The sequence below is a fragment of the Streptomyces toyocaensis genome (assembly GCF_000725125.1).
Lineage (GTDB): Bacteria > Actinomycetota > Actinomycetes > Streptomycetales > Streptomycetaceae > Streptomyces > Streptomyces toyocaensis.
Genome location: NZ_JFCB01000030.1, coordinates 38,667 through 61,200 on the forward strand (window position 1 = coordinate 38,667; position 22,534 = coordinate 61,200).

Below are 22,534 nucleotides of genomic sequence, written 5' to 3' on the forward strand. Positions count from 1 at the left end.
AGCTCGGCTGACCGCGGGGGTGTGCGCCAGGCGGAGCGCACCCCCGCGGACGGTTCCCCCTCCCTGCCGCCGCGTTTCGAAGAGAGCATTCACCCGCCATGCTTCAGTTCCTCATCCGCAGGCTGATCGGCGCCGTCGTCATCATGTTCCTGATCGGCGCCTTCACGTTCTTCCTGTTCTATACGGTTCCACAGGACTTCGCTGCGCTGTCCTGCGGCAAGAACTGCTCGCCCGAGAACCTCGCGGTGATCCGGGAGAACCTGGGCCTCGACAAGCCCATCACCACACAGTTCTGGGAGTTCATGTCGGGCATCGTGGCCGGCCGCGACTTCCCGCAGGGGCACTGCTCCGCGCCGTGCCTGGGTGTGTCCTTCGACAGCGGCAACTTCGTCTGGGACTCCATCGTCGACCGCTTCCCGCTGACCCTGTCACTGACCGTCGGCGGCCTGGTGATCTTCCTGACCCTGGGCCTCGGCTCGGGTCTGCTCGCCGCCTGGAAGCGCGGCACCGTGATCGACAAGCTGGTCTCCGGCGCCTCGATCGTGCTCAGCTCGTTCCAGATCTACCTGCTCGGCCCGATCGTCCTCGGCATCCTGGTGTACAGCAGCGGCATCATGGAGAACCCCAAGTACCACCCGTTCACCGAGAACCCGGCCACCTGGGCTCTCGGACTGCTCATCCCCTGGGCCGTGATGGCCACCATCTTCACCGCCCAGTACACGCGTATGTCGCGCTCGACCATGATCGAGCAACTGCAGGAGGAGCACGTCCGCACCGCGCGCGCCAAGGGCATGTCGCAGCGGTTCGTCTTCTTCCGCTACGCCTGGCGCGGCTCCCTCATCCCGATCGTCACCATCCTCGGCATCGACCTCAGCGCGCTGCTCGGGGGCGCGGTCGTCACGGAGTTCACCTTCGACCTGCCCGGCCTCGGCCGGCTCGCGGTCGACTCCTCGCTGACCAAGGACCTGCCGCTGACGATGGGCATCATGCTGTTCGGGGCGTTCTTCATCCTGATCCTGAACATCATCGTCGACCTCGCGTACGCATACATCGACCCGCGCGTGCGGCTCAGCTAGGAGAAACACCGTGACCACACTGACCAAGACCGAAGGCGACAAGGCCCCGACCGGGCCTGACTCCTTCCTCTCGGTCCGCGACCTGCGGGTGCGGTTCTCCACTGAGGACGGCATCGTCAAGGCGGTCGACGGACTGTCCTTCGACGTCGAGCGCGGCAAGACCCTCGGCATCGTGGGCGAGTCGGGCTCCGGCAAGTCCGTGACCAACCTGACCGTTCTCGGTCTGCACAACCCCAAGACCGCCACCGTCGAGGGCGAGATCCTCCTCGAGGGGCAGGACCTGGTCACCGCCCCCGAGAAGGAGATGGAGAAGCTCCGCGGCAACAAGGTCGCGATGATCTTCCAGGACCCGCTGACGGCGCTCTCGCCGTACTACACGGTGGGCCGGCAGATCGCCGAGCCGTTCATGAAGCACACCGGCGCCTCCAAGAAGGAGGCCCGGGAGCGGGCGATCGAGATGCTGACCAAGGTCGGCATCCCGCAGCCCAAGACCCGCGTGGACGACTACCCGCACCAGTTCTCCGGCGGCATGCGCCAGCGCGCCATGATCGCCATGGCGCTGGTCTGCGACCCCGACCTGCTGATCGCCGACGAGCCGACCACGGCTCTGGACGTGACGGTCCAGGCGCAGATCCTCGACCTGCTCAAGGACCTCCAGCAGGAGTTCGGCTCCGCGATCATCTTCATCACCCACGACCTCGGCGTCATCTCCGACATGGCCGACGACCTGCTGGTGATGTACTCGGGCCGGGCCGTGGAGCGCGGCGGCGTCCGTGAAGTGCTGCGCGAGCCCAAGCACCCCTACACCTGGGGCCTGCTCAGCTCGATGCCGCGCCTCGGCGGCGACACCTCGCAGGCGCTCAACCCGATCCCCGGATCGCCGCCCAGCCTGCTGAACCCGCCCTCCGGCTGCCCCTTCCACCCGCGCTGCGCCTTCACCGGCGAGGTGCCGGGCAACCGGTGCAGCACCGAGCGCCCGCCGCTCGGCGAGGGCCGGGCCGCTGCCTGCCACCTGACGGCGGAGCAGAAGCAGACCATATTCATCGACACGATCCAGCCCCGGCTGCGCTAGGGAGAGATCCGAGACATGAGCGACAACCTCACCCTCCCCGCACAGCAGGGCTCCACCGGCACGTCCACCGAGGCGCTGCTGAAGGTGGAGGGCCTGACCAAGCACTTCCCGATCTACGGCGGCTTTCCGATCAAGCGGAAGGTCGGCGCCGTCCAGGCCGTCGACAACGTCGACCTGACCGTCGGCGTCGGCGAGAGCGTCGGCCTGGTGGGTGAGTCGGGCTGCGGCAAGTCGACCACCGGCCGGCTCATCACCCGGCTCCTGGAGCCGACCGGCGGAAAGATCGAGTACGCGGGCCAGGACATCACGCACGCCAAGCGCAGGCAGCTTGCGCCCGTGCGGTCCGAGATCCAGATGATCTTCCAGGACCCGTACTCGTCGCTGAACCCGCGGCAGACCGTCGGCACCATCATCAGGTCGCCGATGGAGGTCAACGGGATCAACCCCGCGGGCGGCCGGGAGAAGAAGGTCCGCGAGCTGCTCGAGCTCGTCGGCCTCAACCCCGAGCACTACAACCGCTTCCCGCACGAGTTCTCCGGCGGCCAGCGCCAGCGCATCGGCGTCGCCCGGGCCCTCGCGCTCAACCCGAAGCTGATCGTCGCGGACGAGCCGGTCTCCGCCCTGGACGTGTCCATCCAGGCGCAGGTCGTCAACCTGCTGCAGAAGGTGCAGGAGGAGCTGGGCATCGCCTTCCTGTTCATCGCCCACGACCTGGCGGTGGTCCGGCACTTCTCGCAGCGCGTGGCCGTGATGTACCTCGGCAAGGTGGTCGAGGTCGGCGACCGGGACTCCATCTACAACCGGCCCCGGCACCCGTACACCCACGCCCTGCTGTCGGCCGTGCCCGAGGTGGCCATGGACGACGAGGAGGAGAGCCGGGAGCGCATCCGCCTCTACGGCGACGTGCCCTCGCCGATCATGCCGCCGTCCGGCTGCCGCTTCCGCACCCGTTGCTGGAAGGCGCAGGACAAGTGCGCCACCGAGGAGCCCCCGCTGGTGCAGATCTCCGGCAACCGCGAGGGTCACCTGACGGCCTGCCACTTCCCCGAGGAGCCGACCACTCAGGCCCGCGGCGAGGACGTCGTCCTCGACCCCGCCCTGAAGGCGCTGGAGGACTCGGCCGACAAGGACTGACACCTCGTCGGACACGACGGCTGCCGACCGCCCACCGGGGCGGACGGCAGCCGTTGTCCGTTCGGGGCCCTCATACGTACATACGGCTGGAGTCACCCCCGTACAGGTGCCGTACATGTGCGTGCTGCACCCTTTGCGCCGATATTTGGCGTGAAGGACCGGCGCACGTACGAGGAGGCACCCATGCGCGGAGCCACGCACGTCAGATGGGCCGCTTGCGCGGTGGCGGTCGCCCTCGCGGCGACGGCCTGCGGAGGCGACGGGGACGGCGGCAGCGACGCCGGTGCCGTGCTGAGCGCCTCCTGGGGCGACCCGCAGAACCCGCTGGAGCCCTCGAACACCAACGAGGTCCAGGGCGGCAAGGTCCTCGACATGATCTTCCGGGGTCTCAAGCGGTACGACCCGGAGACCGGCGAGGCCAAGGACATGCTCGCCGAGAAGATCGAGACCTCCGACTCGCAGAACTTCACCGTCACCGTCAGGGACGGCTGGACCTTCAGCAACGGGGAGAAGGTCACCGCGCGGTCCTTCGTCGACGCCTGGAACTACGGCGCGAGCCTCAGGAACAACCAGCGCAACGCGTACTTCTTCGGCTACATCGAGGGCTACGACCAGGTCCACCCCGACAAGGGGGAGCAGACCGCCGACACCATGTCCGGCCTGAAGGTCACCGGTGACCTGACCTTCACCGTCAAGCTCACCCAGAAGTTCTCGACCTTCCCCGACACGCTCGGCTACAACGCCTTCGTCCCGCTGCCCCGCGCCTTCTTCGACGACCACGACGCCTGGGTGAAGAAACCGGTCGGCAACGGCCCCTACCTCGTCGACTCCTACACGCGCGGCTCGCAGATGTCCCTGCGCCGGTGGGACGCCTACCCCGGCCCGGACAAGGCGCAGAACGGTGGCGTCGACCTCAAGGTCTACACCGACGTCAACACCGCCTACACCGACCTGATGGCCGGCAACCTCGACCTCGCGGACGACATCCCCGCCGCCCAGCTGAAGAACGTCCGGACCGACCTCGGCGACCGCTACCTCAACACCCCCGCCGGCATCACCCAGACCCTCGCCTTCCCCTTCTACGACGACGCCTGGAACAAGCCGGGCTCGGAGAAGGTCCGCAAGGGCCTGTCCATGGCGATCGACCGGGGGCAGATCACCGACACGATCTTCCAGAAGACCCGCACCCCGGCCACCGACTGGACCTCACCCGTCCTCGGCGAGGACGGCGGCTACCAGGAGGGCCTGTGCGGAGACGCCTGCGAGTACAAGCCCGACGAGGCCAAGAAGCTCATCGAGGAGGGCGGCGGGCTGCCCGGCGGCAAGGTGACGATCACCTTCAACGCGGACACCGGATCCCACCGCGAATGGGTCAACGCCGTCTGCAACTCCATCAACAACGCGCTGGACGACGAGCGCGCCTGCACCGCCGCCCCGGTCGGCACCTTCGCCGACTTCCGGAGCGAGATCACCGAACGGAAGATGCCGGGCCCGTTCCGCTCGGGCTGGCAGATGGACTACCCGCTCATCCAGAACTTCCTCCAGCCGCTCTACTACACCGGCGCCTCCTCCAACGACGGCGATTGGTCCAACCAGGAGTTCGACGACCTCGTCGACCGCGCCAACCGGGAGACCGACACCGCCAAGGCCGTCGGGCTGTTCCAGCAGGCCGAGAAGGTCGTCCGGGACGACATGGCCGCCATCCCGCTCTGGTACCAGAACGGCAGCGCCGGCTGGTCCGCGCGGCTGTCCGGCGTCAAGCTCAACCCGTTCAGCGTCCCCGTGTACGAACAGATCAAGGTGAGCTGAGCCGCCATGGGACGCTACGTCGTCCGGCGTCTGCTCCAGATGATCCCGGTCTTCATCGGGGCCACGCTGCTGATCTTCCTCATGGTCAACGTGATGGGCGACCCCATCGCCGGACTGTGCGGCGAGCGCCGGTGCGACCCGGCGACCGCCGCCCGGCTGGAGCACGAGTTCGGCCTCGACGAGCCCGTGTGGCAGCAATACCTGACCTACATGGGCAACGTCTTCACCGGCGACTTCGGTACCGCCTTCAACGGTCAGGAGGTCACCGAGCTGATGTCGACGGCGTTCCCCGTCACCATCCGGCTCACCCTGATCGCGATCCTCTTCGAGGTCGTCATCGGCGTCACCCTCGGTGTGGTCACCGGACTGCGCCGCGGACGCCCCGTCGACACCGGCGTCCTGCTGTTCACCCTGGTCGTCATCTCCGTGCCCACCTTCGTCACGGGCCTGCTGCTCCAGCTCCTGCTCGGCGTGAAGTGGGGCTGGATCCGGCCCTCGGTCTCCTCGGAGGCCCCCTTCGACGAGCTGATCCTGCCCGGCCTGGTGCTGGCCTCCGTCTCACTCGCCTACGTGACCCGGCTGACCCGCACCTCCATCGCCGAGAACCGCCGCTCCGACTACGTCCGCACGGCCGTCGCCAAGGGCCTGCCCCGGCACCGGGTGGTCGTCCGGCACCTGCTGCGCAACTCCCTGATCCCCGTCGTCACCTTCATCGGCGCCGACATCGGCTTCCTCATGGGCGGCGCCATCGTCACCGAACGGATCTTCAACATCCACGGTGTCGGCTACCAGCTCTACCAGGGCATCCTCCGGCAGAACACGCAGACCGTCGTCGGTTTCGTCACCGTGCTGGTGCTGGTGTTCCTGGTCGCCAACCTCGTCGTCGACCTCCTCTACGCCGTACTGGACCCGAGGATCCGCTATGCCTAACCAGTACCACGAAGCCGAGCGCGCCATCGCGGGCACCGGAATGGGCGGCACCATGGACCTGGGCGTCGACGAGGCCGAGACCCTGGGGAAGCGGCCCGGCCCGGACGGAGGCGGACCGCAGGAACCGCCGCGCTCCCTGTGGTCCGACGCCTGGCGCGACCTGCGCCGCAACCCTGTCTTCATCGTCTCCGCCCTGGTCATCTGCTTCCTGGTCCTCATCTCCCTGTGGCCCTCGGCGATCGCCTCCGGCAGCCCCCTCACCTGCGACCTGTCCAAGGCCCAGCAGGGGTCGCAGTCCGGCCACCCCTTCGGCTTCGACGGCCAGGGCTGCGACGTCTACACCCGCACCGTCTACGGCGCCCGCACGTCCGTCGCCGTCGGCGTCCTCGCCACCCTCGGCGTCACCGTCCTCGGCAGCGTCCTGGGCGCGCTCGCCGGGTTCTTCGGCGGCGTCTGGGACTCGGTCCTGTCCCGGATCACCGACGTCTTCTTCGCCATCCCGGTCGTCCTCGGCGGACTGGTGCTGCTCTCCGTCATCACCAGCAACACGATCTGGCCCGTCATCGGCTTCATCGTGCTGCTCGGCTGGCCGCAGATCTCCCGCATCGCCCGCGGGGCCGTCATCACCGCCAAGCAGAACGACTACGTGCAGGCCGCGCGGGCCCTCGGCGCCTCCCACTCCCGCCTGGTGCTCCGGCACATCGCGCCCAACGCCGTCGCGCCCGTCATCGTCGTCGCGACCATCGCCCTCGGTACCTACATCGCGCTGGAGGCCACCTTGTCCTACCTCGGTGTCGGCCTGAAGCCGCCCAGCGTCTCCTGGGGCATCGACATCTCCGCCGCCTCCCCGTACATCCGCAACGCCCCGCACGCGCTGCTGTGGCCCTCCGGGGCCCTGGCGATCACCGTCCTGGCGTTCATCATGCTCGGCGACGCGGTGCGCGACGCCCTCGACCCGAAGCTGAGGTGAGCCGTCGTGCTGCTCGAAGTGCGGGACCTGCACGTGGAGTTCCACACCCGGGACGGGGTCGCGAAGGCCGTCAACGGGGTCGGCTACCGCGTGGACGAGGGTGAGACGCTGGCCGTGCTCGGCGAGTCCGGCTCCGGCAAGTCCGTGACCGCGCAGGCGATCATGGGCATCCTCGATGTGCCGCCCGGCCGGGTCACCGGGGGCGAGGTCGTCTTCCAGGGGCGCGACCTGCTGACGCTGAAGGAGGACGAACGCCGGCGGATCCGGGGCGCCGAGATGGCGATGATCTTCCAGGACGCGCTGTCGTCCCTGAACCCCGTGCTCACCGTCGGCGACCAGCTCGGCGAGATGTTCACCGTGCACCGGGGCATGTCGCGGAAGCAGGCGCGGGCCGAGGCCGTCGAGCTGATGGACCGGGTGCGCATCCCCGCCGCCCGGGAGCGGGTCGGGCAGTACCCGCACCAGTTCTCCGGTGGCATGCGCCAGCGCATCATGATCGCGATGGCGCTGGCCCTGGAGCCCGCCCTGATCATCGCCGACGAACCCACCACCGCCCTCGACGTCACCGTCCAGGCCCAGGTCATGGAACTGCTCGCGGAACTGAGACGCGAGTACCGCATGGGTCTCGTCCTCATCACCCACGACCTGGGCGTCGTCGCCGACGTCGCCGACCGCATCGCCGTGATGTACGCGGGCCGGATCGTCGAGTCGGCGCCCGTCCACGACATCTACAAGGCGCCCGCGCACCCCTACACCCGCGGCCTGCTGGACTCCATCCCGCGCCTGGACCGGAAGGGGCAGGAGCTCTACGCCATCAAGGGACTGCCGCCCAACCTCATGAGCATCCCGCCGGGCTGCGCCTTCCACCCCCGCTGCCCGCTGGCCCGGGACGTCTGCCGCACCGACGAGCCCCCGCTGTACCAGGTCTCGGCGACGCGGGGGAGTGCCTGCCACTTCTGGCGGGAGTGCCTGGATGACTGAGCCGATCCTGGAGGTCAGCGACCTGGTCAAGCACTACCCGCTCACCCGGGGCACCGTCTTCCGCAAGCAGGCCGGCGCCGTGCGCGCGGTCGACGGCGTGGACCTCCGCCTCGGCCGGGGCGAGACGCTGGGCATCGTCGGCGAGTCCGGCTGCGGCAAGTCGACGGTCGCGAAGATGCTGGTCAACCTGGAACGGCCGACGGCCGGTTCGATCCGCTACAAGGGCGAGGACATCACCAGGCTGTCCGGGCGTGCGCTCAAGGCCGTGCGCCGCAACATCCAGATGGTCTTCCAGGACCCGTACACCTCCCTCAACCCCCGCATGACGGTGGGCGACATCATCGGGGAGCCCTACGACATCCACCCCGAGGTGGCGCCCAAGGGCGACCGGCGCCGGAAGGTGCGGGAGCTGCTGGACGTCGTCGGCCTCAACCCGGAGTACATCAACCGCTATCCGCACCAGTTCTCCGGCGGCCAGCGGCAGCGCATCGGCATCGCGCGGGGCCTGGCGCTGCGGCCCGAGGTGATCGTCGCCGACGAACCGGTCTCCGCGCTGGACGTCTCGGTGCAGGCCCAGGTCGTCAATCTGATGGACCGGCTGCAGAGCGAGTTCGACCTCGCCTACGTCTTCATCGCGCACGACCTGTCGGTCGTCCGTCACATCTCGGACCGGGTCGGGGTGATGTACCTCGGCCGGATCGTGGAGACGGGCACGGACACCGAGATCTACGACCATCCCACGCACCCCTACACCCAGGCGCTGCTCTCCGCCGTCCCCGTGCCGGACCCTGGGGCCCGGGAGCACCGGGAGCGGATCATCCTCAGTGGTGACGTGCCGTCACCCACGGACATCCCCTCGGGCTGCCGCTTCCGCACCCGCTGCTGGAAGGCGCGGGAGCGCTGTGCGCTGGAGGTGCCCGCGCTCGCCGTGCCGGCCACGTTCGCCGCGGCCGGGGGCCCGGCGGCCCACGACTCGGCCTGCCACTTCGCGGAGGAGAGACACGTGGTACCGGAGGGGAGACACGGCGGCGGGCCGGGATGACATGGCGCACCCCGGCCCGCTCACGGCACCCGCACGGCCGTACGCGTCAGCGTTCCGGGTCCGCATATCGGTACCGCTTCCGTGACGTTGCCTGCGTGTTAACGCGGTTCGTCCCCGTTTGTCAGGGACAGCGAGCGCCTGAGGAAGTCGAGCTGGAGACGGAGCAGGTTCTCGGCGACCTCCTCCTGCGGGGTCATGTGCGTGACGCCGGACAGCGGCAGCACCTCGTGCGGCCGGCCGGCCGCCAGCAGGGCCGAGGACAGCCGCAGCGAGTGCGCGACGACCACGTTGTCGTCCGCCAGCCCGTGGATGACCATCATCGGCCGGTGCGGTTCGGCGGCGTCGACCAGGCCCGCGTCGTCGATCACCGAGTTGCGGCGGTAGACGTCCGGCTGCTCGGCCGGGTGGCCGACGTAGCGTTCCTGGTAATGCGTGTCGTAGAGGCGCAGATCGGTGACCGGGGCGCCCACCACGGCCGCGTGGAAGACGTCGGGCCGGCGCAGCGCCGCGAGGGCCGCCAGATAGCCGCCGAAGGACCAGCCGCGGACGGCGACCCGGTCCAGGTCGAGCGGGAAGTCGGCGGCGAGCGCCTGGAGCGCGTCGACCTGGTCCTGGACCACGATCGCCGCGATGTCGTCCCTGACGGCCTTCTCCCAGGCGGGCGACCGGCCCGGCGTCCCGCGCCCGTCCGCGACGATCACCGCGAAACCCTGGTCGGCGAACCACTGCGAGGTCAGGTGCGGGTTGTGGGCGGCGACCACCCGCTGCCCGTGCGGGCCCCCATAGGGGTCCATGAGGACCGGCAGAAGGGTGTCACCGGCGTAGTCCCGAGGCATAAGCACGGCGCACGGAATGCGGCGTGCGCCCCCCTGGGTCAGAGTCACCCGGGGGGACATACCGGGGTCTTCGGCGTACGAGCGGACAGTCGCCGTCGGTTTCCCGTCACGCAGCACCTGGGCCCGCGAACCTGGCCGATCCGGTGTGGCGGAGACGAGCACGGTCACGCCCCCGGCGCGTACCGCCGAGTGCACGCCGGGTTCCTGCGAGAGGCGTTCCACCCCCAGTTCGTTCACCCGGTACACGTGCACCTCGCCGATCTCCGCCTCGGCCGCCTCCTCGCCCGCCGACGCCGAGACCAGCACCTCTCCGTCGGAGACGTCGAGCACCGCGCGGATGTGCAACTGCGCTCCGGTGAGCGGTCGTTCACCGACGACGAGGCGTCGCGCGCCCCCTTCGTCCGCGATCCGCACCAGCTGCCCCGAGGGGCTCCAGCAGGGCACCCCGGGGAAAAGTTCCAGCCAAGTTGGATCTTCGTCGGCGTGCACCATCCGGGTCGCACCGGAGTCCGGGTCCACGGCCAGGACGAGCTGGCCGCGCTGGTCGCGCGCCTGTACGAGCAGCAGCGGGGCTCCCGCGGCTGACCAGTGCACACGTGCCAGATACGGATAGCGCGCACGGTCCCAGGCGACCTCCGTGCGCGTCCCGTCCAGGCCGATCACGAACAGCCGGACGTCCGCGTTCGGGGTGCCCGCGGCCGGGTAGCGGACGTGGCCCGGCTCACGTTCCGGGTGGGCGGGGTCGGAGATCCACCACGACTGCACCGGCGTGTCGTCCACGCGCGCCACCAGCAGCCGGTCCGACTCCGGCGCCCACCAGAAGCCCCGCGAACGCCCCATCTCCTCGGCCGCGACGAACTCCGCCAGACCGTAGGTGACGTTCTCCGTCTCGGGGGTCGCGAGCGCGCGGTCGTCCGCCCCCTCGGCCCCGGTCACCCGCAGCGCACCGCGGGCGACGTAGGCGACGTGCCGCCCGTCGGGCGAAGGACGGGGGTCGATCACCGGCCCCCGTACGGTCAGTTCACGCGCCGTGCCGGCCCGTAGCTCGGCCGTGAACAGCCGCCCTGACAAGGCGAAAGACGCCAACTCGACGGCGGTGTCGGTGGCGTAGCCGACGATGCCGGCGCCGCCCTCACGGCTTCGCTCGCGCCGCGCGCGTTCCTCGGCGGAGAGGTTCTCCAGGGCCCCGCCCAGGAGGGCGCGCGGGTCGGCCGCCACGCGCTCCCCGCCCCCCTCCGTGTCGAGGACCCAGAGTGAATGGGCCCGGTCCGTACCGGAATTCGAGCGCAGGAACACGACACGCGAACCGTCGGGAGCCACGCTGAACGAACGCGGCGCGCCGAGCGTGAAGCGCAGGGTACGGGCGTGCCGTCGGGGGAAGGAGTCAGCCTCGGTCGTCATGCCCTGACCATATTGGCCATGCGCCCCCTTGTGCGGCCGTGCGCCGACCGATGCGCACGTACGGATAGTTATGATCGTTCGCGCACAGTGGGTATGAACCTGCTGGCTGCTGTGTGGAACTGTCTGCCCCCAATTCCTATACCCCCGCGCCCTGGGATTCTTGGAGGTGAACCGCCGTGGCACTCTCGATTTCGGCGGTGGTGCTGCTGGCGATCATCGTCTTCCTGCTGATCAAGAAGTCGGGACTGAAGGCAGGGCACGCCATCGTGTGCATGCTGCTCGGCTTCTACCTCGCCTCGTCGACGATGGCGCCCACGATCAGCGAGCTGACGAACAACATCGCGGGGATGATCGGCAGCATCAACTTCTGAGCCGGGGGCCGGCCCCGGCCGCCGCCCTGCCCGCCCGGGCCCCGCGTGCTGCCGTGAGGAGGAAGCCGTGGCGCAGTGGCGCGTCGGCGACGTGGTGGACGGGAGGTACCGGGTCACCCGTGTGCACGGCCAGGGCGGCATGGGGCTCGTCCACCAGGTGCGGCACCTGGGCTGGAACATCGACCTCGCCGTGAAGAGCCCGCGGGCGCACGTGTACCGGGACGCGCGCCGGCGGGAGCGGTTCGTCACCGAGGCCGAGGAATGGGTGGCGCTGGGCCTGCATCCCAACGTCTGCGCCTGCTACTACGTCCGCACCCTGGAGGGGGTGCCGCGGGTCTTCGCCGAGTACGTGTCCGGCGGCAGCCTGCGGGAGCTGATCGCCGGCCGGAGCCTGTACCGGGGGACACCGCGCGAGGCGCTGGCCCGCGTCCTCGATCTCGCCGTGCAGTGTGCGCGCGGACTGGAGCACGCGCACCGCAGGGGTCTGGTGCACCAGGACGTCAAACCGGGGAACGTCCTCGTCGGCGACGGCGTCGCGAAGGTGACGGACTTCGGGCTGGCGCGGTCCTGGGCCGGCCGGCAGGCGCCCGCGGCGTGGCCGGAGGCGGCGGCCGGGACCGGCGGGGCGCCCCCGGCGGACATGCTCGTCACCGGCCTCGGGATGACCCAGGTCTATGCCTCCCCCGAGCAGTGGGCGGGACGGCGCGTCGGCCCGGCGAGCGACCTCTTCAGCTTCGCCGTGTCCGTCCTGGAGATGTTCGTCGGCGAGATCACCTGGTTCGCGGGTCCGGTGGCCGGCCGGACCCTCGAGGACCTGCGGCGGTCGGACGGGTGGATGCTGCGACCGCCCGACGACGTCGCGGCGCTGCTCGCCCGGTGCCTGTCGCTGGACCCGGCGAGCCGGCCCGCTTCGATGACCGAGGTCGCCGCGGAGCTGACGACGCTGTACGAGCGCTCGGCCGGCCACCCCTACCCCCGCCCCGTGCCGGTCCCGGCCGAACTGCGCGCGGACGAACTGAACAACCGCGCGCTGTCGCTGCTCGACCTCGGACGCCCGGCCGAGGCGGCGGAGACCTTCCAGCGGGCGACGGCCGCCGACCCGCACCACCCGGCCGCCCGGTACAACGTCGGCCTGCTGCGCTGGAGACGGGGCGAGATCACCGACGAGCACCTGGTCACCACCCTGGAGGCCGCCCGGGCCGCCGTCGGGGCGGAACCCGCCGCTCATGTCGCCGACCGCCTGCTGGCCGAGGTCCACCTGGAACGCGGCGACGTGCAGGCCGCCCGTGCACTGCTCGGGCAGCGGCCCGGGGACCCGGACGCGACCGACGCGCACCGCGCCGCCGAGTCCGGCCGTGTGGCCGACGCGCGCTGCGTCGAGGAGACGTGGATGCCCTGGCAGCCGTACCCGCGTGAGCGGATGACCGACCGGGACCGCGTCGCGACGGAGGTCCGGCTCCGGTTCGGCCCGCGGGCGGGGACCGTGCTCAGTGGGGACCGGGACGGCACCGTGCGGCTGTGGTCCGTGCCGGACGGCGCGTGTCTGCTCGCCGTCCGCGCCCACGACGGGCCGGTGCGGTCCGTGGACGTGAGCCGCGACGGGCGGACCGCCGTGTCGGTCGGCGTGGACCGGGACGTCCGGTTCTGGGACCTGACGGACGGGCGGTGCCTGTACGCGGCCGGCTTCCCCGCGCCCGCCGAGGGCGGGTTCACCGTGTCGCCGGTGCGGCTGACCCCTGCCGGGCAGGCGGTCCTGTTCGGGACGAACCAGGGGACGGTCATCGGCGTGACGCGCCGCGGCGGCACCCTGCGGTCCGTCAACCGGCCGGGCCGTACCGACGAACCGGTGCACGCCCTGGAAGTCGCCCCTGACGGCCGCTGGGCGCTGGCCGGCGGCACCAGCGGCACCCTGCAGCTCGTGTCCATGAGCGACGCCTCCGTGCGTCAACTGCACGGCGGTGACGCCTCGTTCGTGTGGTCGGTGTGCTTCGGCGCGGACGGCCGCCGCGCACTGAGCGGACACGGCAACGGCACGATCCACCTGTGGGACGTCGACTCGGGCCGCCTGCTGCGTACGCTCCACGGGCCCCGGGGCGCCGACGTCCTCTCCCTGGCGATGAGCGAGGACGGCCGTTTCGCGCTGTCGGGCGCGGCCGACCACAAGGTGCGCCACTGGGATCTGGGCACCGGCCGGTGCCTGCGCACGTACACGGGGCACCGCGGTCCGGTGGCGGCCGTGCGGTTCTGCCCGGACGCCCGGTACGGCATGAGCGCCGCGCAGGACGACACGCTGCGGCGGTGGGCGCTGCCCGGCGGGTACACCGCCCCGCCGCACCTGAGCCGCCCCCGTCCCCCGGCCGAGCTCTCCGGCCTCGCGGAGCGGGTCGACACCCTGATCGCCGAGGCGGAACACGCCCTGGCCGACGGCGACACGGCACGCGCCCTGGACCGTCTCACCCTCGCCCGTTCCGTCCCCGGCCACGAGCGGGCCCCGCGGCTCCTCGCCCACTGGCGGCGACTGGAGGGCCGCGCCGAGCGGGTGGGCCCGCGTACGGCCTGGCGGGTCCACGAACTCACCGGCCACACCGGGTACGTCACGGGGATCGACCTCTCCGCGGACGGCACGATCGCCGCCTCCGCGAGCAGCGACCGCACCATCCGGCTGTGGGACCTCACCTCGGCCCGGTGCGTCGGCGTACTGGAGGGACACACGCACCTGGTGGAGGAGATCTGCCTCAGCCCCGACGGCACCCGCCTGCTGTCACTCGGCCGGGACCGGACCGCCCGCCTGTGGGACGTGGCCTCCGGAACGTGCCTGCGCGTCCTGGACGACGAGGCGTACGGCTCGTCGGCCCGGCTGCTCCCCGACGGCCGGCGCGCGCTCGTCGGCGGCCCGGGCCGGAGGCTGCGCCTGTGGGACGTGGAGGAGGACCGGCCGCTGCGCGCCTTCACCGGGCCGGAACTCTCCGTCAACGCCGTGTGGACCGCGGGGGACGGCCGGTTCGCCGTCGCCGGGGGCGACGACAGGGACGTGCGCCTGTGGGACCTCGACAGCGGCCGCTGCCTGCGCGTCATGACGGGCCACACTCGCGCCGTGCGGTCGGTGTGGCTCAGCCCGGACGGCCGCCACGCCCTGTCGGGCGGCGACCACCGCGAGCGCGTCCGGCGCCTGTGGGACACGACGACCGGTGAGTGCCTGCGGACCTTCGCCGGCTACTCCTCCTTCGGCGTCCGTCTCACCGGGGACGGCCGCTTCGTGGTGTGCGACGGCCGGGAGGGGATCGAGGTGTGGAGCGTCGGCACGGGCCGGTGCTTCCCGCTGCCGGAGTCGAAGGGGGACGGCCCGCCGGCGGCCGTACCGACCCCCGACGGCCGGTACGTCGTCTCCGGCGACGCCGCCGGGCGGGTGCGGGTGTGGGAGATCGACTGGGACCGGACCGTGAGCGGCCCCTCGCGTGTTACCCATGGGTAAGGAATGATGGCGGGCGACCATCCACACGCGCAGGGGCGGAGCCGACGGTGACGACTTCCGAGGAACAGAGCGAGGCACGGACCAGGGTGCACGTCTTCCGGGACGACGCCCTCGGCGACCACGACGCGGTCGGCCTCGCCCGGGCGATCCGCCGGGGAGAGGTCTCCGCCGCGGAGGCCTCCCGCGACGCGGTGGCCCGGGTCAGGGCCGTCGAGGCCCGGCTCAACGCCGTGCAGGTCCACCTGGACATCCCGGCGCACGGCCCGGGGACCGGCGCCTTCGCCGGGGTGCCGGCCTTCGTCAAGGACAACACCGACTACCAGGGGCTGCCCACCGGCCACGGCAGCGTCGCGTTCGCGCCCAGGGCCGCCCGGCGCCACGCGCCCTTCACCCGCCAGTTCCTGAGCACCGGTGTCACCGTGCTCGGCAAGACCCGGCTGCCCGAGTTCGGGTTCAGCCCCACCACGGAGTACGAGGGGGCCGAGCCCGTCCGCAATCCGTGGCACACCGGCCACTCGGCGGGCGGTTCGTCGGGCGGCAGCGCGGCCCTCGTCGCCGCGGGAGCGGTGCCGATCGCGCATGCCAACGACGGGGGCGGCTCCATCCGCATCCCGGCCGCCGCGTGCGGACTCGTCGGCCTGAAGCCGACCCGCGGCCGGATGGTGGCGAACGCGCAGGGCCGTCAGCTTCCCATCGACCTCGTCACCGACGGCGTGGTGAGCCGCTCGGTGCGCGACAGCGCCACGTTCCTCGCCGCCGCTGAACAGCACTGGCGCAACCCGAAACTGCCGCCCGTCGGCCTGGTCGAGGGCCCCTCGGAGCGCCGCCTGCGCATCGGGCTCCTGCTGGACTCCCCGAACGGCGTCCGCTCCGACGCCGGCACCCGGGCGGCCGTCACGGAGACGGCCGAGCGCCTGGAGCGGTTCGGCCACACCGTGGAGCCGGTGGAACTGTCCATCGACCCGCGCTTCACCGACGACTTCCTCACCTACTGGGGTCTGCTGTCGTTCCTGATCGGCGTCACAGGAAGGACGCTCGGCACGGACTTCGACCGCCGCCGCATGGACGGCCTCAGCCGGGGGCTGCGCGAGATGTACGTCGGCAACTGGAGGAACACCCCGGGCGTCCTGCGCCGGCTCAAGCGCACGCGGGAGGCGTACGCGGCCGGGTTCCGCGGCCTGGACGTGATCCTCTCCCCGGTCCTCGCCCACACCACCCCGCCGATCGGCCACCTCAGCCCGGCCGTCCCGTACGCCACGCTGATCGAGCGGATCCTCGCCTACGTCGCGTTCACCCCGGTCAACAACGTCGTCGGAACACCGTCGATCTCCGTGCCGGCCGCGCACGCGACACCGGACGGCCTCCCGATCGGCGTCATGATCTCCGGCCGCCCTGGCGCGGAACGGACGCTGCTGGAGCTGGCGTTCGCCCTGGAGGCGGACCAGCCGTTCCGGCGCCTCCAGGACGTCTGACGGGCGTTGCGGTCAGCCCTCGACCGCGTACGGCAGGAAGCCGGCCTCGGAGGCGAAGGCTGGTCTTCGACCCCGTACCGGCACCGGTCCCGCAGGACGGCGGCGCGGAGGAGGCCGACTCCGGGCAGGCGTGAGGGCGGCGGCCGGGGACCTCATAAGGTGATCCCATGACGGAAATGCGCTCCCGGCGTCTGATGCTGGTGCACGCCCACCCGGACGACGAGTCGATCAACAACGGCGCGACCATGGCCCGGTACGCCGCCGAGGGCGCCCAGGTGACGCTGGTCACCTGCACGCTCGGTGAGCGGGGCGAGGTCATCCCGCCCGAGCTGCGGCACCTGAGCGGGGCCGCCCTGGGCGGGCACCGGCTCGGTGAGCTCAAGGACGCGATGCGCGCGCTCGGGGTCACGGACTTCCGGCTGCTCGGCGGGGCCGGGCGGTACTGCGACTCCGGGATGATGGGACTGCCCGACAACGACGACCCCGGCTGCTTCTGGCAGGCCGACGTGGATCAGGCCGCCGGGCTGCTCGCCGAGGTGATCCTCGAGGTGCGGCCGCAGGTTCTTGTCACGTACGACGAGAACGGGGGGTACGGGCACCCCGACCACATCCAGGCGCACCGCGTCGCCGTGCGTGCCGTCGAGCTCGCCGCCGGGGCCGGGTGGGATGTGCCCAAGGTGTACTGGAACCGGGTGCCCCGGTCCGTGGGCGAGGAGGCCTTCGCCAAGCTGAACGGAGAGTTGGACGGGCTGCCCTTCGAGAAGGCGGGCGTCCTCGACGACGTACCCGGTGTGGTCGACGACGAGCGGATCACCACCGTGATCGACGGCACCGCGTACGCATCCGCCAAGGCCGCCGCCATGCGGGCGCACGCCACCCAGATCACCGTCGCGGACCCGTACTTCGTGCTCTCCAACGAGCTCGCGCAGCCGCTCTTCACCACCGAGTACTACGAGCTGGTGCGCGGGGAACGCCCCCTGAGCCGGGAGAGCGACCTGTTCGCCGGGGTGGGGGAGGCGCCGTGAGCGGCGGCCGCGCGCCCGTGATGGCACAGCCGCTGCGTCCGCCGTCCGCCGGGCGGGCCGGCGCCTACCTGGGCCTGTTCGTGCTCGGTGCCGTGGTCGGCGTGGCCGGGGCGCTCGTCCAGCCCGCGTGGTTCCCGGGGGGACTGCTGCTGGCTCTCGCGGGAGAGGCGGGACTCGTGCTCGGGGCGTCGCGGGTGATGCGCGGGCGGGCCGGTGGCGCGGTGGTCGCCGCGGGCTGGACGCTCGTCGTCATCCTGCTCACGGCCAGCCGCCCGGAGGGGGATTTCCTGTTCGCCGCGGGCGCCGGCTCGTACCTGTTCCTGCTCGGCGGCATCGCGGTCGCTGTGATCTGTGCCACGCTCGGAGGCGGGCGGCAACCGGACACGGGCCCTGTCCGACTTGGCAAGTGACGTACCACTTCGCCGTGTCCCGGGTGTGGGGGTCCGGTGCGCTTTTCGCCAGCGGTCCTGGGATACGGGCCGGATATGGCCAGTAAGGTGGTGCGCGCCGCCGAGCCTCCCTCGAACTCTCGGCTTCGCCCGAGCAAGGGGGGACCCCCACCGTGAGGTCGTGACGGGCGGCGGAGCCAACCGGGAGAACCTGCCTTGAGTCGTGAAACTGACACTCCGTCCTCCGGGCCCAACGGGCACGGCGGAGCCGCCTATCCGTCGGGCACCCCGCCCTACGGGATTCCGGCGATTCCGGACGAGGGTACGGGCGCGGGCCGTTCGGCCGCGCGACCGGAGGAACGCAAGACCGAGACCACGCTGACGACCCGGATCCGGATCAACATCCCCGGATCGCGGCCCATTCCGCCGGTCGTCGTGCGCAAGCCCGTCAAGGACGCGGAGACCAAGGGGCGCACCGACGCGGAGGCGCCGGCCCCGGCCCTGGCCCCGGCCCCGTCCCCCGACCCGGCCGAGCCTCCCGCCCGGCCCGACCGGTCCGCCGGCCCGGCGGACGAGGACAAGCCGGCCAGTGACTGGTTCGCGCCGCGCAAGTCCGGTGCGGGCAAGAGCGGTCCGGGCGGCGCCACTGCCAACGGGACGGGCACGCCGAGCGGTTCGGGTACCGGCGCCGGCAGTGGTGCCCCGGCGGGTCCCGGGACGCCGAAGGGTGCCGGTGCGCCGAAGGTGGCCGGTGCGCCCGGTGGCGCGCGGCCCGGCGCCGCACGTCCGGGTGGCGTGGTCGGCTCCATGGGCGCCCCCGGCGGCCCCCGTCCCGGCGGGACGACGGGTTCCGGACTCACCGGCGCGACCGGCGGCCCCGTGGCCCCCGGGCACGGCGGCGGCACCGGCTCCTTCGACGTGACCGAGGCGCTGGCCGGCGGTCCGGCGGGCAGCGGCACCCGGCCGGGTGCGAACCGCGGGGGCGAACCCAGCCGCGACGACCTGCCGTTCTTCACGGAGGACGCGCCGGGCGGGTCCCCCGGCCGGCAGGGCCCGGGCGGCTCACCCGTCCAGGGCGGCCGGCCCGGGTTCGGCGGCCAGGACCGGCCCGGCGGCCCGCAGGGCCCCGCAGGTCCCACCGGCCCCACCGGCGGTCCGGTCACCGGCGACGGCCCGCTGAACCCGCCGCCCGTCGCCGGTCCTGCCGTCCCGGGCCGGGGCCCGGGACGGCCCGGCGGCCCCGGCACCCCCGGTGGCCCCGGCCCCGTCGGCGCGCGGCAGAACCGTCCCGGCGCCCAGGGCGTCCCCGGCGGGGGCCTCAGCGACGACACCGCGATCCTCACGCCCCAGAAGCCCGCCGAACCGGGCACCCCGGGCTACGGCCCCCGCCACGACAACGTCTCCGGGCACACCGTGACCAGCGGCATCCCCGTGGTCCCGCCGGGCGCCGCGTTCGACGCGCCCGGCAGCGGGCCCGGCGGCCGCGTGCCGCACACGCCCCCCAAGCTGCCCGAGCCGGTCTCGCCGCCCCCGGCGAGTTCCTCGAAGGCGCCGAAGAAGAAGGGCCGCAACAAGCTCGTCCTGCTCGGCGGCGGTGTCCTCCTCCTGGCCGGTGTCGCCTACGGTGCCGGTCTGCTGATGAACAGCTCCGACGTGCCCAAGGGCACCACCGTGCTGGGCGTCGACATCGGCGGCGGCACGCGGGACGACGCCGTGAAGAAGCTGGACGCCGCCCTCGGCGACCGGCTGAACAAGCCGCTGAAACTGTCGGTCGACGGCAAGACCGTGGACCTGCAGCCGGACAAGGCGGGCCTGCAGATCGACGCCGACGCCACCGTGGGCGCGGCCGCCACGAGCGACTACAACCCGGTCAACGTGATCGGTTCCCTCTTCGGCCAGCAGCGCGTCGTCGCCCCGGTCATGCCCGTCGACGAGGAGAAGCTCCAGGTCGCCCTGGAGAGCGCCGGCGGCTCCGGCTCGGTGACCGAGGGCTCGATCAGGTTCGAGTCCGGCAAGGCCGTCCCCGTCTACCCCAAGGCGGGCCAGGGCATCGACGTCGCCAGGGCGGCCGACGTGGTGACGGAGGCCTACCGCACCCAGGTCGAGACCGGCGCCTCCGCCGCGGTGAACGTCCCGACGACGGACCGGCAGCCGAAGGTCTCCAAGGCCGAGGTCGACCGGATGATGAAGGAGTACGCCGAGCCGGCGATGTCGGGCATCGTGACCGTGCAGACCGATCCGGCGCGCTCGATCCAGATGAGCCCCGAGAAGTCGCTCTGGAAGTTCCTCCGCGTCACGGCCGTGGGCGGCAAGCTGGTCGACAAGCCCGACCTGAACTCCCTCAAGGAGCTGTACGGCCAGACGTTCGACGGTGTGCTCATCACCCGGGGCAACGGAAAGAAGACGGCCGTCACCCCCCAGGACGTCTACGGTGCCCTCCGCCAGGCGCTGATGAGCAGGACCGAGCGCGTCGCCGTGATCGAGACGAACCCCAGCTGACGACACCGCCGGCCCCTTACGGGAGCGGCGCCGCACGAGCCCGGAAGGGACCCGTGCGGCGCCGCTCTCCCGTCGAGCGGGAGGCGTTCAGTTCAGCATCGCCCGTGCGGCGAGAGCCTCCCCCCGCACCCGCTCCCCGGCCGCCTCGTCCACCGCCGAGACCACCTCCGCGTACGCCTCCAGCTCCCTCGCCCCCGCCGAGAACTCCCCCCGCTGCACCAGCAGCCGCGCCCGTTCGTACCGCAGCCGCGCCGCGTGGGACGGGAACAGCAGCGACAGCTCCACCGCCCACAACCCCACGTCCGACCGCTCCGGCCGGGCCGCCGACCACGCCCGGACGTTGTTCAGGATGCGCAGGACGACGTCCAGCACCCCCGCCGGCGTCAGCATCGACGCGTCCAGCGGCGCCCCCGTCGCCCCCGCGACCAGCAGCTCGGCGTCGGCCCCGCTCAGCACCCGCCCCCCGTCGAACGGATCGACCAGTACCTGCTCCGCACCCGTGTCCAGGCCAGTACCCGGCTCCCCGAACCCGACGACGAAATGCCCCGGCAGCGCCACCCCGTACACCGGCGCCCCCGCCCGCCGCGCCACCTCGATCCACACCACCGACAGCAGGATCGGCAGCCCGCGCCGCCGCCGCAGCACCTCGTGCAGCAGCGAGGACCCCAGCCGCCGGTAGTCGTCCGGAACGCCGTGGAAGCCGTACCGCTCACCCAGCAGGTCCCGCAGCGCCAGCGCCCACGCGCGCGGCGAGCCGGGCCGGTGGGGCAGCTCGCCCGCCAGCCGGTCCAGCTCCACCTGCGCGGCGTCCATGCCCGCCTCGTCCAGCGTGCCGTCCGCCTCCGCGCCCACCAGCAGGCACAGCGTGGACAGGTCGGGCCGCTCGCAGCGGGCCTCCTCGGCGAACCGTCGGCGCAGTTCCGCGGAACGCCCGGGCGGCGGGGGACAGGGGGAACGCATACCCGGTTCGTGCCCGCTCACAGCGCGCCGTCACCTGCCGGAGCCGACGATTGCGGAGCGCGGTGGTGGTGGTACGCGTGGTGCGCGGCGAAGCCCATACGGCCGTACAGCTCCCGCGCGCCCGCGTTGTCGTCCTCCACCTGGAGCCAGGCCGCCGAGGCTCCCTCGTCCAGCGCACGCCGCGCCAGCGCGGCCATCACGGCGGTCGCCAGCCCGCGCCGCCGCCGCGCCGGGTCCACCTCGACCGCCGCGAAGCCGGCCCACCGCCCGTCCACGACGCACCGCCCGATGGCGGCCGGCGCGCCGGGGCCGTCCGGCACCGTGGCGAACCACACCGACGGCCCGGAATTCAGGACCCTCAGGGCCACCTCGCTCACGCCCTTGCGCCGGTACCGGGTCAGCCACGCGTCACCGGCCTCCCGCGAGAGCACGACTCCGGACGGTTCCCCGCCCAGGTCGGCGACGGGCGCCAGCGGGGCCACCCACAGCTCGGCGGTCACCTCCCGTACCCAGCCGTGCCGTTCCAGCTCCGCGCAGAGCCGTTCCTGCGTCCCTTCGGCGCCGGTCGCGGTCTGGACGTAGGCGGGCAGCCCCCGGGCCGCGTACCAGCCGCGCACGGCCGCCAGCGCCTCGTCGAGCGGCACGCCCGGGTCACCGAGCGGAAGCACGGAGTTGGCCCGCCGGGTGAAACCGTCCGCGGCCCGCAGCTCCCACGCGCCGAGCCGCTCGCTCTCCACGGGTCGCCACGCCCGCGCGGAGACCCGCGCCAGCTCCTCGTACGAGGCGGCCGGACCCCGGCGACGCGCCGGAGCGGACGGAACGACCTTGCCCGCGACCAGCGAGGTCTCCGCCACGCGGACACTCTCCCCGCTCTTCCTTGTGATCCGCAGCACACCGTTGTCCCATGATGTGAGAACGCCGACCGTGTCGGTGAACTTCTCACCCGATGGACCATGTTCGATCAAGCTCCGTACGGAGACCCGTTTTCCCACGTCAGCAGTGGTGATGCGGACCTCGAGGCGCCCGGCGGCAGAGATTTCCACAGGTCAGTTCACCCCTCCTGTTCGGATCATGCCCAGGAACGGAGATACTAGG

The 22,534-nt window shown here is 72.1% G+C and carries 17 protein-coding genes; 14 read left to right on the forward strand and 3 right to left on the reverse strand.

Features of this window, described 5'->3' with window-relative positions; all coding sequences use genetic code 11:
- Window positions 1-98 precede the first annotated feature (98 nt).
- The 8 genes from BU52_RS26260 to BU52_RS26295 all read left to right on the forward strand — a co-directional run bounded on the left by BU52_RS26260 (window position 99) and on the right by BU52_RS26295 (window position 9,014).
- A complete protein-coding gene (locus BU52_RS26260; RefSeq protein WP_037938777.1) occupies window positions 99-1,076 on the forward strand; it encodes an ABC transporter permease in 978 nt (325 codons plus the stop codon).
- Between the two features lie 10 nt (window positions 1,077-1,086).
- A complete protein-coding gene (locus tag BU52_RS26265) occupies window positions 1,087-2,148 on the forward strand; it encodes an ABC transporter ATP-binding protein (RefSeq protein ID WP_037938779.1) in 1,062 nt (353 codons plus the stop codon).
- Between the two features lie 15 nt (window positions 2,149-2,163).
- Complete coding sequence (locus BU52_RS26270) at window positions 2,164-3,282, forward strand: ABC transporter ATP-binding protein (RefSeq protein WP_037938784.1); 1,119 nt, start codon at window positions 2,164-2,166, stop codon at window positions 3,280-3,282.
- A gap of 183 nt (window positions 3,283-3,465) precedes the next feature.
- Window positions 3,466-5,091: a peptide ABC transporter substrate-binding protein gene (locus tag BU52_RS26275; protein ID WP_037938880.1), complete on the forward strand. Its 1,626-nt coding sequence runs from the start codon at window positions 3,466-3,468 to the stop codon at window positions 5,089-5,091.
- A 6-nt stretch (window positions 5,092-5,097) separates the two neighbouring features.
- Window positions 5,098-6,021, forward strand: a complete 924-nt coding sequence (locus BU52_RS26280) for an ABC transporter permease (RefSeq protein ID WP_037938786.1) — start codon at window positions 5,098-5,100, stop codon at window positions 6,019-6,021.
- Complete coding sequence (locus BU52_RS26285; protein WP_037938788.1) at window positions 6,014-6,991, forward strand: ABC transporter permease; 978 nt, start codon at window positions 6,014-6,016, stop codon at window positions 6,989-6,991. Before BU52_RS26280 ends, BU52_RS26285 begins: the two co-directional genes overlap by 8 nt.
- A gap of 6 nt (window positions 6,992-6,997) precedes the next feature.
- Window positions 6,998-7,972: an ABC transporter ATP-binding protein gene (locus BU52_RS26290; protein WP_037938790.1), complete on the forward strand. Its 975-nt coding sequence runs from the start codon at window positions 6,998-7,000 to the stop codon at window positions 7,970-7,972.
- Window positions 7,965-9,014, forward strand: a complete 1,050-nt coding sequence (locus tag BU52_RS26295; RefSeq protein ID WP_037938792.1) for an ABC transporter ATP-binding protein — start codon at window positions 7,965-7,967, stop codon at window positions 9,012-9,014. Before BU52_RS26290 ends, BU52_RS26295 begins: the two co-directional genes overlap by 8 nt.
- Window positions 9,015-9,112: 98 nt before the next feature.
- On the opposite strand, the gene BU52_RS26300 is transcribed toward BU52_RS26295, so the two are convergent.
- Window positions 9,113-11,251: a S9 family peptidase gene (locus BU52_RS26300; protein WP_037938795.1), complete on the reverse strand. Its 2,139-nt coding sequence runs from the start codon at window positions 11,249-11,251 to the stop codon at window positions 9,113-9,115.
- 176 nt (window positions 11,252-11,427) lie between these two features.
- Between BU52_RS26300 and BU52_RS26305 the strand changes: the two genes are divergently transcribed.
- The 6 genes from BU52_RS26305 (at window position 11,428) to BU52_RS26330 (ending at window position 20,479) form a co-directional block, all read left to right on the forward strand.
- A complete protein-coding gene (locus BU52_RS26305; protein ID WP_037938797.1) occupies window positions 11,428-11,622 on the forward strand; it encodes a hypothetical protein in 195 nt (64 codons plus the stop codon).
- Window positions 11,623-11,689: 67 nt separating this feature from the next.
- The gene (locus BU52_RS26310) at window positions 11,690-15,094 is read left to right on the forward strand and encodes a serine/threonine-protein kinase (protein WP_051858613.1); all 3,405 of its coding nucleotides are present in this window, start codon (window positions 11,690-11,692) and stop codon (window positions 15,092-15,094) included.
- A gap of 47 nt (window positions 15,095-15,141) precedes the next feature.
- A complete protein-coding gene (locus tag BU52_RS26315; protein WP_037938798.1) occupies window positions 15,142-16,566 on the forward strand; it encodes an amidase in 1,425 nt (474 codons plus the stop codon).
- A gap of 167 nt (window positions 16,567-16,733) precedes the next feature.
- On the forward strand, window positions 16,734-17,591 hold the full coding sequence (gene mshB, locus BU52_RS26320; RefSeq protein WP_037938801.1) for an N-acetyl-1-D-myo-inositol-2-amino-2-deoxy-alpha-D-glucopyranoside deacetylase: 858 nt from the start codon (window positions 16,734-16,736) through the stop codon (window positions 17,589-17,591).
- Window positions 17,592-17,611: 20 nt separating this feature from the next.
- Window positions 17,612-18,001 carry a DUF6113 family protein gene (locus tag BU52_RS26325; protein WP_037938883.1) on the forward strand — a complete coding sequence of 130 codons (390 nt, stop codon included), beginning with the start codon at window positions 17,612-17,614 and terminating at the stop codon, window positions 17,999-18,001.
- Window positions 18,002-18,196: 195 nt separating this feature from the next.
- Window positions 18,197-20,479, forward strand: a complete 2,283-nt coding sequence (locus tag BU52_RS26330; protein WP_037938803.1) for a hypothetical protein — start codon at window positions 18,197-18,199, stop codon at window positions 20,477-20,479.
- An 87-nt stretch (window positions 20,480-20,566) separates the two neighbouring features.
- Here the strand turns inward: BU52_RS26330 and BU52_RS26335 are convergent, their stop codons facing one another.
- Both BU52_RS26335 and BU52_RS26340 read right to left on the reverse strand, forming a co-directional pair.
- Entirely contained in the window at window positions 20,567-21,439 is an 873-nt protein-coding gene (locus BU52_RS26335; RefSeq protein ID WP_037938804.1) for a transglutaminase-like domain-containing protein, read from the reverse strand.
- A 17-nt stretch (window positions 21,440-21,456) separates the two neighbouring features.
- On the reverse strand, window positions 21,457-22,482 hold the full coding sequence (locus tag BU52_RS26340) for a GNAT family N-acetyltransferase (protein ID WP_037938806.1): 1,026 nt from the start codon (window positions 22,480-22,482) through the stop codon (window positions 21,457-21,459).
- Window positions 22,483-22,534: the final 52 nt, after the last annotated feature.